Origin of the sequence: Phenylobacterium sp. (assembly GCF_041691455.1) — a bacterium.
Classification (GTDB): Bacteria; Pseudomonadota; Alphaproteobacteria; order Caulobacterales; family Caulobacteraceae; genus Phenylobacterium.
This window is the reverse complement of sequence record NZ_JBEPUO010000002.1, coordinates 277,223-291,167: the sequence shown is the minus strand read 5'-3', so window position 1 is coordinate 291,167 and position 13,945 is coordinate 277,223. Positions and strand designations below refer to the sequence as shown.

Annotated in this window: 15 protein-coding genes; 4 read left to right on the top strand and 11 right to left on the bottom strand. The window is 70.1% G+C overall.

What is annotated here, in order from left to right; genetic code table 11:
• Positions 1 to 7 precede the first annotated feature (7 nt).
• The 3 genes from ACESMY_RS05080 (at position 8) to ACESMY_RS05070 (ending at position 3,114) form a co-directional block, all read left to right on the top strand.
• The gene (locus tag ACESMY_RS05080) at positions 8 to 1,336 is read left to right on the top strand and encodes an aspartate aminotransferase family protein (protein WP_372782861.1); all 1,329 of its coding nucleotides are present in this window, start codon (positions 8 to 10) and stop codon (positions 1,334 to 1,336) included.
• Positions 1,333 to 2,484: a dipeptidase gene (locus ACESMY_RS05075; RefSeq protein WP_372782859.1), complete on the top strand. Its 1,152-nt coding sequence runs from the start codon at positions 1,333 to 1,335 to the stop codon at positions 2,482 to 2,484. The genes ACESMY_RS05080 and ACESMY_RS05075 overlap by 4 nt, the downstream gene beginning before the upstream one ends.
• A 105-nt stretch (positions 2,485 to 2,589) precedes the next feature.
• On the top strand, positions 2,590 to 3,114 hold the full coding sequence (locus ACESMY_RS05070; protein WP_372782857.1) for a DUF1993 family protein: 525 nt from the start codon (positions 2,590 to 2,592) through the stop codon (positions 3,112 to 3,114).
• Here the strand turns inward: ACESMY_RS05070 and ACESMY_RS05065 are convergent.
• The 5 genes from ACESMY_RS05065 to ACESMY_RS05045 all read right to left on the bottom strand — a co-directional run bounded on the left by ACESMY_RS05065 (position 3,111) and on the right by ACESMY_RS05045 (position 6,972).
• Positions 3,111 to 3,728 (bottom strand): nitroreductase family protein, encoded by a 618-nt coding sequence (locus ACESMY_RS05065; RefSeq protein ID WP_372782855.1) that lies wholly within the window; start codon positions 3,726 to 3,728, stop codon positions 3,111 to 3,113. The genes ACESMY_RS05070 and ACESMY_RS05065 overlap by 4 nt on opposite strands.
• Before the next feature lie 6 nt (positions 3,729 to 3,734).
• Positions 3,735 to 4,124: a pyrimidine utilization protein C gene (rutC, locus tag ACESMY_RS05060; RefSeq protein ID WP_372782853.1), complete on the bottom strand. Its 390-nt coding sequence runs from the start codon at positions 4,122 to 4,124 to the stop codon at positions 3,735 to 3,737.
• 13 nt (positions 4,125 to 4,137) lie between these two features.
• Complete coding sequence (gene rutB, locus ACESMY_RS05055) at positions 4,138 to 4,869, bottom strand: pyrimidine utilization protein B (RefSeq protein ID WP_372782851.1); 732 nt, start codon at positions 4,867 to 4,869, stop codon at positions 4,138 to 4,140.
• Between the two features lie 12 nt (positions 4,870 to 4,881).
• Positions 4,882 to 5,958, bottom strand: coding sequence for a pyrimidine utilization protein A (gene rutA, locus ACESMY_RS05050; RefSeq protein ID WP_372782849.1), 1,077 nt, complete (start codon positions 5,956 to 5,958; stop codon positions 4,882 to 4,884).
• A gap of 81 nt (positions 5,959 to 6,039) precedes the next feature.
• Positions 6,040 to 6,972: a cation diffusion facilitator family transporter gene (locus tag ACESMY_RS05045; RefSeq protein ID WP_372782847.1), complete on the bottom strand. Its 933-nt coding sequence runs from the start codon at positions 6,970 to 6,972 to the stop codon at positions 6,040 to 6,042.
• Between the two features lie 149 nt (positions 6,973 to 7,121).
• Here ACESMY_RS05045 and ACESMY_RS05040 point away from each other — a divergent pair, with 149 nt between their 5' ends.
• Positions 7,122 to 7,883, top strand: a complete 762-nt coding sequence (locus ACESMY_RS05040) for a hypothetical protein (RefSeq protein WP_372782845.1) — start codon at positions 7,122 to 7,124, stop codon at positions 7,881 to 7,883.
• 3 nt (positions 7,884 to 7,886) lie between these two features.
• Here ACESMY_RS05040 and ACESMY_RS05035 read toward each other — a convergent pair whose 3' ends face one another.
• From ACESMY_RS05035 to ACESMY_RS05010, 6 genes are read right to left on the bottom strand one after another with little or no spacing between them, the layout of a single operon-like run.
• On the bottom strand, positions 7,887 to 8,801 hold the full coding sequence (locus ACESMY_RS05035; protein WP_372782843.1) for an RDD family protein: 915 nt from the start codon (positions 8,799 to 8,801) through the stop codon (positions 7,887 to 7,889).
• Positions 8,798 to 9,796 carry a stage II sporulation protein M gene (locus tag ACESMY_RS05030; protein WP_372782841.1) on the bottom strand — a complete coding sequence of 333 codons (999 nt, stop codon included), beginning with the start codon at positions 9,794 to 9,796 and terminating at the stop codon, positions 8,798 to 8,800. Before ACESMY_RS05030 ends, ACESMY_RS05035 begins: the two co-directional genes overlap by 4 nt.
• Positions 9,796 to 11,109 carry a DUF58 domain-containing protein gene (locus ACESMY_RS05025; RefSeq protein ID WP_372782839.1) on the bottom strand — a complete coding sequence of 438 codons (1,314 nt, stop codon included), beginning with the start codon at positions 11,107 to 11,109 and terminating at the stop codon, positions 9,796 to 9,798. The genes ACESMY_RS05030 and ACESMY_RS05025 overlap by 1 nt, the downstream gene beginning before the upstream one ends.
• A 5-nt stretch (positions 11,110 to 11,114) precedes the next feature.
• The gene (locus ACESMY_RS05020; RefSeq protein ID WP_372782837.1) at positions 11,115 to 12,071 is read right to left on the bottom strand and encodes an AAA family ATPase; all 957 of its coding nucleotides are present in this window, start codon (positions 12,069 to 12,071) and stop codon (positions 11,115 to 11,117) included.
• On the bottom strand, positions 12,058 to 13,305 hold the full coding sequence (locus ACESMY_RS05015; RefSeq protein WP_372782835.1) for a DUF4350 domain-containing protein: 1,248 nt from the start codon (positions 13,303 to 13,305) through the stop codon (positions 12,058 to 12,060). Before ACESMY_RS05015 ends, ACESMY_RS05020 begins: the two co-directional genes overlap by 14 nt.
• The gene (locus tag ACESMY_RS05010; protein ID WP_372782833.1) at positions 13,302 to 13,919 is read right to left on the bottom strand and encodes a DUF4129 domain-containing protein; all 618 of its coding nucleotides are present in this window, start codon (positions 13,917 to 13,919) and stop codon (positions 13,302 to 13,304) included. The genes ACESMY_RS05015 and ACESMY_RS05010 overlap by 4 nt, the downstream gene beginning before the upstream one ends.
• Positions 13,920 to 13,945: the final 26 nt, after the last annotated feature.

Here is a 13,945-nt window from a genome sequence, read left to right as displayed (position 1 = left end):
CGCGCCGATGAACGACATCTCCGATCGCAGGAACCGGCCGGACCTCGACGCCTATTGGATGCCGTTCACCGCCAACCGGCAGTTCAAGGCCGCGCCGCGCCTGCTGGTAGCCGCCAAGGGCATGTACTACCGCACCGAGGACGGCCGCGAGATCATCGACGGCGCCTCGGGACTCTGGTGCGTCAACGCCGGCCACGGACGCGAGGAGATCGCCTCCGCGGTCGGCCAGCAGCTCCTGACCCTCGACTACGCCCCATCGTTCCAGATGGGCCATCCGCTGGCCTTCGACTTCGCGACCGCGCTCGCCCGGATCGCGCCCGAGGGCCTCGACCGGATCTTCTTCACCAATTCCGGATCGGAGTCCGTCGACACAGCGCTGAAGATCGCGCTCGCCTACCACCGCTCGCGCGGCGAGGGGCAGCGCACGCGGCTGATCGGGCGCGAGAAGGGCTATCACGGGGTGGGCTTCGGCGGCATCTCGGTGGGCGGCCTGGTGAACAACCGCCGCGCCTTCCTGACCCTGCCCGGCGCCGACCACCTGCGCCACACCCACGACCTGGAGAAGAATGCGTTCTCCAAGGGCCAGCCGGCGCACGGGGCCGAGCGCGCCGATGACCTGGAACGGCTGATCGCGCTGCATGGGGCGGAGACCATCGCCGCGGTGATCGTCGAGCCGGTGGCCGGTTCGGCCGGGGTGCTGCCGCCGCCGGTCGGCTATCTGGAACGGCTGCGGGCGCTCTGCACCAAGCACGGCATCCTGCTGATCTTCGACGAGGTGATCACCGGCTTCGGGCGGCTGGGCGCGCCGTTCGCCGCGCAGTTCTTCGGCGTGACCCCGGACCTGATGACGACGGCCAAGGGGGTGACCAACGGGGCCTTCCCGATGGGCGCGGTGTTCGCCGCGCGCCCGGTGCACGACGCCCTGATGCAGGGGCCCGGGAACGCCATCGAACTCTTCCACGGCTACACCTATTCCGGCCATCCGGCGGCCTGCGCGGCGGGGCTCGCGACACTCGAAATCTACCGGCGCGAAGGGCTGCTGACCCGGGCGGCCGAGCTGTCGCCAGCCTGGGAGGCGGCGGTTCATGGGCTGCGCGACTGCCCGAACGTGATCGACATCCGCAACATCGGCCTGATGGCGGCGGTGGAGCTCGCGCCGCGGCCGGATGCGCCCGGCGCACGCGGGTATGAGGTGCTCGTCCGTACGCTGAAGGCGGGCGCCCTGATCCGCACCACCGGCGACACCATCGCCCTGTCGCCGCCGCTGATCGTCTCGGTCGAGGAGATCGAGAAGCTGGTCGCGACGCTCCGTTCCGTCCTTGAGGATCTGGCATGAGCTTGGGCATGATTTCGCGCCGCGCGGCCCTGACCGCCTTCGGCGCCGCGCTCGCCGCGGGGGCCTGGCCGGCGGCCGCCCAGCAGGTCTTCGACCCCAAGGGCGGGGACAACGGACTGAAGCTCAGCGAGGCTCAGATCAGGGCCGGCGCGACCTTCCTCGGCCGGCATCCGTCCGTCGATATCCATGCCCACCCGGGCCGGTTCTTCCTGCGCGACCTCGGCCGTCAGAACGAGACGACCCGGGCCATGGGCGCGCCGTTCGAGCCCAAGGCGCTGGCCGACATGGCCGCGGGCCAGGTGACGGCCGTCCTCTTCAACTGCGTGTCCGACGCCGTCCTGCTCGAGCAGTCGCCGGCCAAGGGCCTGGTCGCCGCGCGCGAGTTCGATCCGGGCGAGGCCTGGGCCGACTACCAGCGCCAGATCGCGACGCTGAAAGCTCTGGTGGCGCGCGGTGACGTCCTGCCCGGCCGCGACGGTCGCGACATCGCCCGCGCGCTCGCCGCCCGCCACACGGCCTGCGTCTTCGCGGTCGAGGGCGGCGACTTCATCGAAGACCGGCTGGACCGCGTCCACACGGCCCAGGCCGACGGCGTGCGCTCGATCACCATCGTCCACTATCACCCCAACCAGATCGGCGATCCGCAGACCGAGACCCCGCGCTTCCCCGGCCTGACGCCGGTGGGCAAGGCCATCGTCCGCGAGATGAACCAGGCCGGGATCGTCGTCGACCTGGCCCATGCCTCCCTGGGCGTCACCCGCGACGCGGTCGAGGTCTCCACCCGGCCGATGATGATCTCGCACACCAACTTGAAGCGCCCCGACGTCGACCACCCGAGATTGGTCAGCGTCGAGCACGCCAAGCTGGTCACCGGCCACGGCGGGATCGTGGGTTCGGTGCCCTCCGGCATCGGCCAGAAGACCGTCGCCGACTGGATCGCCTCGATCCTGCGCCTCGCCGATGCGGTCGGGATCGACCACGTGGCGATCGGCACCGACATGGACGCCAACTACATGCCCGTCTTCAGCGACTACGCCGACTGGCCGCTGATCCCCGCCGCGCTCTTGGCGCACGGCATGCACGAGGGCGAGGTCGCCAAGGTGATGGGCGGCAACTTCCTGCGGGTGCTGGCGGCCCAGCGCGGCTGACGCGGGGACGCCGGCTTCCGCAAACATTCCGTGACGCCCCTGGCGCGCCCGCGCGGGGCGCCCCATCTGGGGGCCACAGAAACCTTCGCATTTGGAGAAACGCCCTTGTCGCTTTCGCTCTATGACGCCTCGATCGCCGTCTACCTGCAGATGCTGAAGAACCTCAGCCATTTCCTCGACAAGGCCCAGACCTACGCCGCCGAGCAGCACGTCGAGCTCTCGACCTTCACCGAGGCCAGCCTCGGCCATGGCATGGCGAACTTCGCCCGCCAGATCCAGCTCGCCAGCGACGGCGCCAAGAGCGGCGCCGCGCGCCTGGCCGGCGTCGAGGCCCCGTCGATGCCCGACACCGAAACCACCTTCCCGGAGCTGAAGGAGCGCATCGCCAAGACCATCGCCTTCGTGGAGTCGGTGGAGCGCAAGCAGGTCGACGGCCAGGAAGCCCGCGCCATCGTGCTGACCTTCCCCGGCCGCACCATGGAGTTCACCGGCCAGACCTTCCTGCTGACCTTCTCCATGCCGAACTTCATCTTCCACGTGACGACGGCCTACGCGATCCTGCGCAGCCAGGGCGTGCCGCTGGGCAAGATGGACTTCCTGGCCGGCGGCCAGATGCCGCAGACGGCCTAAGCCCTCAACCGGCCCTCGAACACGAACCCCGCCACCGGCTCGCGCCCGCTCGGGACTTCGCGGGCGCGGTAGCTTTCCGGCAGGACGTGGGCGTCGGTCGGGCGGCCGATGGCGATGGCGGCTTCGATCCGGTAGTGGGATTCCGGGACGTCCGTCGCCTCGTGCGCCTTGGCGACGTGGAAGCCGCCCATGGCGTGGGCGGCCCAGCCGATGTGCTGGGCCTGCAGCGCCAGCAGCGCCCAGGCAGCCCCGGTGTCGAAGCTGTGGCTGCGGTTCTCCGTGGGCTCGACGCCGGGCCGACGGCGGAACCGGTCGGAAATGACGTAGGCCAGCACCGAGGCGCGGGCGACCCAGGGCTGGTTCATGTCCATCAGGGCGTGGAACAGCGGCTCCCATTGCGGGCTGTCGCGGTGGGCGTAGACGAAGCGCCAGGGCTGGATGTTGCTGGCCGAGGGCGCCCAGCGCGCCGCCTCGAACAGGCTCATGAGGAGCGCGTCCGGCATGGCCTCGCCGGTGAAGGCGCGTGGCGACCAGCGGGTCAGGAACCGCGGGTCGATGTCGTGGTCGGCGGTTCGTCCGTTGGCGGAGGGCGCTCCCGTTTCTTCGGCGGGCATGGGGCCCTAGCGCTTGCCGATGTGGGCGACGGAGGCGATCTCGACCAGGAAGTCGGGTTTCACCAGGCCGCACTGGACGCAGTAGCGCGCCGGCTTCTCGCCCGGGAAATATTCCGCATAGACCTTGTTGATGGTCGCGTAGTCGGCCCAGTCCTTGAGGAAGATGTGGTTCATGGTGACGTCGTCCATGGTCCCGCCGGCGGTTTCCACGACCGACTTGATGGTCTCCAGCACCTGGCGCGTCTGGGCCTCCACGTCGCCGACGTGGGCGACATTGTTGTCCTTGTCGAAGGCGAGCGTGCCGGAGACGTAGACCACGCCGTCGGCGAGCGTGCCGGGCGAGAAGGGCGCGATCGGCTTCTGGGTCCCGGGCGGCAGGACGATGGTCTTGGGCATGGGTTGGCTTCCTCTAGAGTTGGTCGACGGGCGGCGCCTGGCCGATGGTCCCGCAGAAGTCGGCGGTATTGGACACCCAGCCGAAGAACTTCTCGACGTTGTAGACGCTGGCTTCCTGCAGGAAGGCCGGGCCCGCCTGGTGGGTGGCGTCCTCCAGGAGCACGCCGAAATATTCCAGGAAAAAGCCGTCGCGCAGGGTCGATTCCACGCAGACGTTGGTGGCGATGCCGCAGAAGGCGAGGGTCTTGATCCCGCGGGCCCTGAGCATGGAGTCGAGGGCCGTATTGTAGAAGGCCGAGTAGCGCGGCTTCTCGATGACGATGTCGCCCTTCCGGGGCTGCAGCTTGTCGACGAGCGCGTAGTCCCAGGTCCCCTTGGCGAGCAGGGTCCCTTCGAGCTCAGGGCGGTCACGCATGGTCTTCAGCGCGTTCGACTTCCACCAGTTGGGCGAACCCGGGCCGCCGGCCTCGACATAGTCCGGGTCCCAGCCGTTCTGGAAGAAGACCACGGTGACGCCGGCCTTGCGCGCGGCCTCGACCGCGAGTGCGATGCGGTCGATGACGCCGGCCGAGCCCTCGATGTCGAAGCCCGCCAGGTCCAGGTAGCCGCCGGGCGAGGCGTAGGCGTTCTGCATGTCGACCACGATCAGCGCCGTCTCGCTGGGATTGATCGGCAGGCTCTCCGGCCGCGCCGGCAGGGTGACGACGCCGTCTCGGGGGACGGTCGGGTGAGGTCTGGAACTCATATGAAAGGCCCGCTAAGCCGCAACGACATTGGCGCGGCTCTTCATCTTGGGTTGGATCCTTGTCCCGAAGGCTTCGACGCCCTTCACGAAGTCGTCGAAGGTGAGGAGGACGCCGGCGGTGTCGGGGACGGCGGCGACCTCGTCGAGCATGGCGGCGACGGTCTCATAGGAGCCGACCAGGGTCCCCATGTTGAGATTGACCGCGGATTCCGGCGCGGCGAGCTGGGTGGTGTTGGTGTTGCTGGTGCCGCCGCGCGCATTGGGCGCGGCTTGGTTGGTGAGCCAGGAAAGCGCCTCCTGGTCGGCGCCGTCGCGGTAGAGCTGCCACTTGGCCATGGCCTTCACGTCGGTCTCGTCGGCGATGATCATGAAGAGGATGTAGGACCCGACGTCGCGGCCGGTCTTGGCCTTGGCCGCCGCCAGCCTCGAATTGACCGAGGCGAAGGCGGTCGGGGTGTTGGTCCCCTTGCCGAGCGCGAAGGAATAGTCCGCATACTGAGCTGTGAAGGCCAGGCCCTCGTCGCTGGAGCCGGCGCAGATGATCTTCACGCCGTGCGGCCGGGGGCTGACCCGGCAGTCCTCCATGGTGAAATACTGGCCCTTGAAGTCGCTGCGGCCGGTTTCCATCAGCTCCTTCAGCACCGTCGCGTACTCGCCGAGGTAGTTGTAGCGGTCGGAATAGTGCTTCTCGCCCGGCCACAGGCCCATCTGGTCGTACTCGGCCTTCTGCCAGCCGGTGATCAGGTTGATGCCGAAGCGGCCCGGCGCGATGGAATCGATGGTCGACGCCATGCGCGCCACGATGGCGGGGGGGATGGTCAGGGTCGCGGCGGTGGCGAAGATCTTGATCTTCCGGGTCACGGCGGCCAGGCCCGCCATCAGGGTGAAGCTCTCCAGGTTGTGCTCCCAGAACTCCGTCTTGCCGCCGAACCCTCGCAGCTTGATCATCGAGAGCGCGAAGTCGAAGCCGTATTTCTCGGCCTTCTGGACGATCTCCTTGTTCAGCTCGAACGTCGGCATGTACTGCGGCGAGGTCTCCGAGATGAGCCAGCCGTTGTTGCCGATGGGGATGAAGACGCCGATGTCCATGCAAGACCTCTCCAGGGGACGCGCGGACGCCGATCAGGCGCGCATTTGCGCGGGTTTTGCAAGCCGCCGGGCCGCCCGCGCCTAGGCCTTCACCGTGACTGTCGCGCCTTTGTGCGACGGGCGGACAAAGACGTAGGCGACACGGCCGTCGGTGGCCTGGAGGCATTCGGTGATCTCGACGATCGCCGCGTCGATCGAGGTGCTGGTCGCCTTGGGCCGGAAGGCCAGGGTGAGCGCCACCAATATGGCGCCGGGCCCGAGGTGCAGGGTGGCGATCTCCTCCAGTTCGGTGATGCAGGTGATCCGGTCCAGGGTCTCCTTCAACCGCACCATGACGATCGGGGCCACGGATTCACCGGCGATCAGGCTGCGGGTTTCGTTGGCGAGGGTGAAGGCGACGCCGGTGAGCAAAAGGCCGATGGCGACCGAGGCCGCGCCGTCCGCCCAGGCCAGGTGGAAGAAGCTCGCCGCGATCACCCCTGCCGCGGCCAGGACGATGCCGATCAGCGCCGCGGAATCCTCCAGCAGGACGGAGACCAGGCCGGGATCCTTGGAGCCCTTGATGAAGGCCCACAGGCGGATCGGATTGCCGCGCACCACGCGCTTATATTCACGGTAGCCGATCCGGAAGGAGGCGCCCTCGAAGACGGCGGAGACGGCAAGGACGCCGAGGCTGATCCAGGGCGAGACCACCGGCGCCGGCTCCAGGATATGGCGCACGCCCTCGTAGATCGACAGCATCCCGCCCAGCACGAAGACCATCAGGGCGACGACGAAGGACCAGAAATAGGTCTCCATGCCGTAGCCGAGCGGATGGCTCTCGTCGGGGGGTCGCTTGCCGCGCCGCTGGCCGATCAGCAGGAACAGCTGGTCGCCGGTGTCGACCAGGGAGTGGATCGCCTCGGTGAGCATCGCCGTCGAGCCCGAGACGCCGGCGGCGATGAACTTCGCGAGGGCGATGGCCCCGTTCCCCGCCAGCGCGGCCAGGACGACGCGCGTCGAACCCTCGGCCATGCCTGTTCCTCTCCGCGCCCGCCGCGGATCAGGCCGCGATCCCGGCCTCCGCGTCAACGCGCGAGCCGCCGGGTTGGCTTCGGCCTTGGCAATCGTCGGTGGGCCAGTCTAGCGTGACGGAAGGGAAACGGGACATCGGGGGCGCTGCCGTGACGACCATGGGCGATTCGACGGGCCAGCTCGATATCGGGCGGGTGATCCAGCTGATGTTCGGCGTGCTGGGCCGCAACTTCGTGACCTTCCTGGTGCTGGCCCTGGCTCTGGTCGGCCTGCCCAGCCTGTTGGTCGGCATCGCCCAGCTGAACTTCCTGAAGGCCGGCGACCCGTTCAGCTGGCAGACCTCGGTCAGCGGGATCATCTCGGGGCTGGGCGCCCTCATCCTGCAGGCGACGCTGATCTACGGCGCGGTGACCGACCTCAACGGCCGGCACGCCACGGTCGCCGACTGCCTGAGCATCGGCCTGCGGAGTTTCCTGCCGCTGATCGCCATCGGGATCATGTTCTACCTGGCGATCTTCTTCGGAACGATCCTGCTGATCGTGCCGGGCCTGATGATCGCCACCGCATGGTGCCTTTGCATCCCGGTCTTCGTGGTCGAGCACCCCGGCCTGCTCGCGTCGTTCGGGCGCAGCGCCGAACTGACCCGCGGCAACCGCTGGCGGGTGTTCGCGGTCTTCGTGCTCTACATCGTCGCCCTGCTGATCATCGAGCTGGTGTTCGGCGTCGTCAACAGCGCCATGCGGGTCGCGGGCGGCGGCTCGCCGACGGCGATCGTCGCCCTGGTGGTCAACCCGCTGCTCTATGTGGCCAACGCCCTGATCGGCTCGACCGGCATCTCGGTGCTCTATGTCGAGCTGCGGCGGGTGCGCGACGGCGTGGGCGCGGAGGGCCTGGCGGCGATCTTCGACTAGACCCTAGGGCCGGTCGAACTTGTCCGCGCGGCGGTGGCCGAACAGCAGGCGGGCCTCGAGCCGCGCCCTGAGGCCCGCGTAGTAGGCGGCGAGGAAGGCCTTGTCGGAGATCTCCAGCGGGGCGTCCCAGCCGATCTTGGCGCGGATGCGGGCGGCGACCTCGGCGACGGTGCGGCGGTCGGCCCTGCGCAGCACGTCCTCCAGCACGTGCAGCTCCTTGACCCCATAGGCGTCGAGCTGGGTTTCGGTGAAGGCCGGACCGCCGACCATGGCCTGGCCGTCCTGGGCGAGATCGGGCCGCAGCACCCGGCGCGGCGTCTTCAGCACCATGGTCCCCGCGGCGAGGTCGCCCAGCCGCAGGCGGTCGCGGTTGAACAGCGGGAAGAGCACGAAGACCCCGCTCCAGATGGCGCCGAGCGCGATCAGGCCGCCGTCGACGCCGAGGCCGGACGAGAAGAGGAAATTGGCCGGCAGGAAGACCTCCAGCTCGCGCATGGCGTTGCGGGCGAAGACCGCGTTGGCGGTGAGCCGGCCGCCGTCTCGGGCCACGACCCTGAGGCCCAGCGCCCGCTTGCCGGGCGTCGCCGAACCCGGGCGCATCTCGAAGCCGATGAAGTAGAAGTTGCGCAGCAGGAAGGCGCCCAGCATCCAGATCACCAGCGCCGCCTGGCCGCCGAAGTCGGCGCCGACGGCCGTGATCCTCCAGGCGGCCAGCAAGGCCAGGAGGCTGAGCGCGATCAGCACGCCCAGGATGATCAGGCCGTCGAGAATGAAGGCCGCGCAGCGTTCGCCGTAGCTGGCGATCCGCAGGCGCAGGTCAACGCCCTCCGGGGTGACGAATTCCCGCCAGCCGTCGTCGGGCGGACGGCGGGGCCGGAGCGGGCGGCGCGGACGGACAGGCGGGGCGGCCGCGGTCATGCCGGCCTCGCGCGGCGTGGAAGGTAGAGGTAGAGGCCCCAGGCGAGCGCGCTGCCCGCAGCGATCGAGAGCCGGACGATGTCGTCGCGGATCAGCTGGCGCGCGAAACCCTCCAGCATGCCGGCCACGAACAGCATGACGATGACCCCGGCCATCACCGTCGCGCCGCGCCGCCCGGCGTCGGCGGCGGCGTCGACCCGGGTCCGCTCGCCCGGAAAGGCCACGGCCCAGCCGATGGAAAAGCCCGCCGCGCCGGCGAGGGTCACGGCGAAGAGCTCCGTCACGCCATGGATCATCAGCCAGCCGGTCGCCTGGAACGCCAGGCCCCGGCCCGCGAACAGCGCCAGGAAGGCGCCCAGCATGCAGCCGTTGAACAGCATCAGGCCGGCGGTCGGCAGGCAGAGCGCGAAGCCCAGCGCGAAGGCGAAGATCGCGATCTGGGCGTTGTGGGTGAACAGGAACGCCGCCAGGGCGCCGAGCGTCTCGTGCAGCTTGGGCTGCTGGTAGAGGGTGTCGTGCAGGAACGTGGTCGACGCCGTGGGGTCGCGGCCGGACGCCATCGCTTGCGGTATGAATCCGTAGAACCAGTCGGGGTCGCGGCTGACCAGGATGAAGGCGCCGATCGTGCCGGCGATCATCAGGCCGCCCGACGCCAGGGTCTCGCGCCACAGCGCCTGGACGGCGCGCGGCCAGTCGCGGGCGAAGAAGCCGGCGATCCGCTCCAGGGGCCGCGAGCGCGTGCCGTAGACGAAGAAATAGGCCCGGGTGCAGAGACTCTCCAGATAGCCGATCAGGCCCTGGTCGAGCGAGATGGCGCGGGCCATCGACAGCGACGAAAGCGCCTGGCGGTAGAGCACCGGCATCTCCACCAGCTCGTCACGGTTGAGCTTGCGCGCGCCGCCCTTTTCGACGCGCGAGAGCAGGGTCTCCAGCCGCCGCCAGTCGGCCTCACGCTCGGCGCGGAAGCGGTGGCTCTTGAGCTGCAGCTCGGCCATCAGATCAGCTCCCGGCGCTTGACGTCGAGATAGGCGTTGAGCAGCGAGATACCGAGGTCCTCGGCGCGGGCGTCGACCAGTTGGGCGCCCAGCCGCTGCAGCCGGCCGATGACGATTTCGCGCTGGCGAAGCAGGCCTGCGGCGATCACCGCGCGGGAGACGTCGTCGGCCTCGACTGGCTCGGCGTCGGCGAGGGCTTCCAGCTCCTCGTCCCGGAACACCACGAACAGCACCAGGTGGGTCCGCATCAGCCGCCCGACGTTTTCGATCATCAGTTCGGCGCTGGTCGGATCGGCGAAGTCGGTGAACACCACGACGAGCGCGCGGCGGTCGAGGCGGCCGGCCAGCGTCGTCAGGCCCAGGGTGAAGTTGGTCTCCTCGGTGGAATAGTCGATGCCGGCGGCGAGCCGCTGAATCAGCGGGAAGGCCTGGGCGCCGGCCACCACGCCGCTCGACACGCGCGGCTTGGCGTCGAAGGCGAAGAGGCCCACCCGGTCGCCGATCTTCAGGCCCGCGAAGGCCAGCAGCAGGGCGGCGTTGATCGCCTGGTCGACGCGCGGCCCGCTGGAGGTCGGCGCGCACATCAGCCGGCCAGTGTCGATGGCCAGGATGACGTGGTGGTTACGCTCGGTGCGGAACTCGCGCGCCACAAGCTTGCCGTGCCGGCCGCTCTGCTTCCAGTCGATGGCGCGCAGGTCCATGCCGGTCTGGAAGTCGCGCAGCGCGTGGAAGTCGCCGCCCTGGCCGGTCTCCATCTGCGCCTTCAGGCCGAACAGCGCGTCGCGCGAGAAGAGGCGCAGCGCCTGCTCCTTCACCCGCTCGACATCAGGGGTGATGGCGATGGCGCGGTCGGGCGTCTCGGTCCGTTGCAGCCACATCAGGCCGAGCGGTCCCCTCCAGCGCGCCCAGACCTGCTCCAGCCGCCCGTCGCCGCGCCGCTGGGCGGTGAGCGAGACGCTCGCCCGGCCCCAGCCGCCGCCGAGTGTCAGCCGCTGGCGGACGGGGCTCGCGACCAGCCGCGCGTTGACGCCGAGGGCGAGTTCGATCTCCCGCGGACCCGGCCCGGTGAAGGCCGCCTCGACTGAGGCTTCCTCCGGCCGGCCAAGCCCCATGACCCCTGGCGCGGCCAGGGTGAGCGCCAGCTGCGACGGCCGCGCGGCCAGGAGCGCGTCGGCCAGCAGCAGGCCCGCGGTCATCAGCATCCAGGCAGCGGCTGCGCCCCAGAAGCCGGGCGCGGCCAGCGCGACCGCCAGCGCCACCGGGGCGCCCAGGGCGGCCAGGGCGACCGCGCGCTTGGTGGGATAGAGCTTCACGCCGGTCAGCGCGGCGCCGCGGCCCGCTCGACGAGGCCCTGGATCACCTCATCGGCGCGGCGGCCCTCGATCTCGGCGGCCGGCGACAGGATCACCCGGTGGCGCAGCACCGGCAGGGCCAGCGCCTTCACGTCATCGGGGATGACGTAGTCGCGGGCGTCGAGGGCGGCGCGGGCCCGGGCGGCAAGGGCGAGTTGGGCGGCGCTGCGGGGGCTCGCGCCGCTCTGCAGGTCGGCGGTCTCCCGCGTCGAGCGGACCAGGTCGAGTACATAGGTAACCACCTCGTCGCTCAGCGTCACGGCGGCCACCGCGGCGTTGGCCGCCGCCAGGACCTTGGCGTTGACCACCTTGGCCACCCCCATGTCGGCGGGCGCGGTCTGGCCGCTCTGGACGCCATAGGTGGCGACGATCCGGCGCTCTTCGTCGCGGCTCGGATAGCCCAGGGTCTGTTTGAACAGGAACCGGTCGAGCTGGGCTTCGGGCAGCGGATAGGTGCCCTGCTGCTCCAGCGGGTTCTGGGTCGCCACCACCATGAACCGGTCGCTCAAGACGTGCGGCTTGCCGTCGATGGTCACCTGCCGCTCCTGCATGGCTTCCAGGAGCGCCGCCTGGGTCTTCGGCGGGGTGCGGTTGATCTCGTCGGCCAGCAGCAGCTCGCAGAACAGGGGCCCCTTGCTCAGCGTGAAGCTGGAGGTCTGGAAGTTGAACAGGTTGGCCCCGATGATGTCGGCGGGCATCAGGTCCGGCGTGAACTGGATCCGCCCGAAGTCGAGGTCGAGCGTGCGGGCGAAGCACTGGGCCAGGAAGGTCTTGGCCGTGCCGGGGGCCCCCTCCAGCAGCACGTGGCCGCGGGCGAAGAGCGCGGTCAGCAGGAGATCGACGGTCTCGGTCTGGCCGACGATGGCCTTGCCGATCTCGGCCCGCACCTTGGCGGCGAGCGCACTCACTTCATCGACGTTCACGCGTGATCTCCAATCGCCAGTGATAGAGGCTTCGTCCGACGGCCAGCAGGTCGTCAGCGGTCTTGGCCCGTTCGGCCTGCGCCGTCAGGTCGGCGGGGGCGGCCGCGCCCCGCTGACGCGCCAGCTCGGTGAGCCAGCGTTCGTTGTCGCCGCCGGCCGCGGTGCGTTCCCCGCCGCCGGCCACCTTGCCGACCATGGTCTTGGTCAGCGCCGCATAGGCCGGCGCGAGCTCGGCCTCGCGTCCCGCCATCCGCACCAGGCCCGCCGAATTGTCCACCAGGGCGCGCTTGCCGAGCGCGATGGCGCGGCCCCTGGCGAGCGTCGGCCCGAACCGCGCCAGGCCGTGCAGCCCCATCAGCAGAGCCGCGGCCACGCCGCACAGGGTGGCGGCCAGCCACGGCGGCTCCAGCATCATCCGGCCGATCCCGCGACCGCGGGCATAGCCGTTGAGCGTGACGTCGAAGCGCAGGCCGGACTCGTCGCGCAGGGTGTTGAGGATGGCCATCCCGGCCCGCGCATTGCCGAGCCCCGCCAGGCCCTGATTGTTCAGGAGATCCGGGTCGGCGAGGACCACCACCTCGAAGTGCTTCTTCGACCGCGCGAGCACGACGCTCCCTTGCTCATCCACAAGCATCGGCTCCCAGCCGGAGCCGGAGATGGTCTGCAGGCCGTCGATCGCGTCCAGGCGCAGGAACGTGCCTGGTGCGAACACGGCCCCAGCGCCGTAGAGCGAGGGTCGCGAGCGGCCGGTGCGATGCCCCACTTCGGTGGCGGGCGAATAGGCCGAGAGCATCTGGGTGGCATGGTTGCTGTTCTCGCTGATCCCCGCCTTGTCGACGAAGCCGGGATGGAGCGGCTGCGGCTCGGCGAGCCATTTGGGCAGTACGATCAGCATGCTCGGCTGGTTCGCGAAGGGCGCGAGATCCTTGGCGGAGGTCTCGATTGTCGGCGTCAGGACGAGCAGCGCCGGGTCGGGTCGGCGCCCGCGCGGCGATGTCCGGCTGATCACCACCGGCGCGCCTTCGGCCTTCAGCATGACGGTGACGCCCTTGAAGCCCACCGCGGAGGCCGAGAGCGCATGGGCCGCCGGATCGGTCGCGCCGCGCAGCTCCGGCGCATAGGCCGCCAGCACCGCCAAGGCCGAGAACGACATCAGCCCCACGATGACCAGGGCCAGGATCGTGCGCGGGGAGAAGGCCTGCGGCGGTCCGGCCGGCGCCTCGGTCGCGCTCATGACCAACCCTCCGAGAAGGCGAAGGTCTCGTAGTCGCCCCGCGCTTCGGCGAAATCCTCCGACCCCACGGGACGGCCGCCGAAGAAGCTGCGTTCGACCCGCTCGGCGATGCGGGCGAAGGCGCCGCGGGCCGGGGGCGGCATCTGGTCGAGGCGGGCGATGTCGCGGCTGGTGAAGGCCGGTCGCACCAGTCCCGGCCGGCGGCCGGCGATGTCGTCGATGCTGCGGAACAGCAGTAGATGGATCGCCTCGCCGAAGCGCCCGGCGGCGGCCAGCCGGTCGGCCTCCTCCAGCAAGGCGCGCGCGGCCTCGGGCTCGGGCCGCCAGTCCGCCGGCGCGACGGTGGGCGGCCGCTTGCGACGCCGCGTCTCCCAGATCTCGCGCCCGATGAACCAGAGGATCAGGGCCGCGCCCAGGGCCAGGCCGCCCCAGAAGACGAACTTGAAGATCGGCGCGAGGTCGCCGATGGCCCGCAGCACGTCCCCGACCCACGAAGGCGTCGGCGGCGGCGGCGGCGCGGCCTTGAAGTCGAGCTGCAGGCCGCGGGTGTGCAGCAGCGCCTGGTGCGCCGCCGCCAGCTTCTGTTCCGACGCATTGAAGGCGTCCGACGCCACTAGGCCCCCTTCGCCGCGGAACAAGA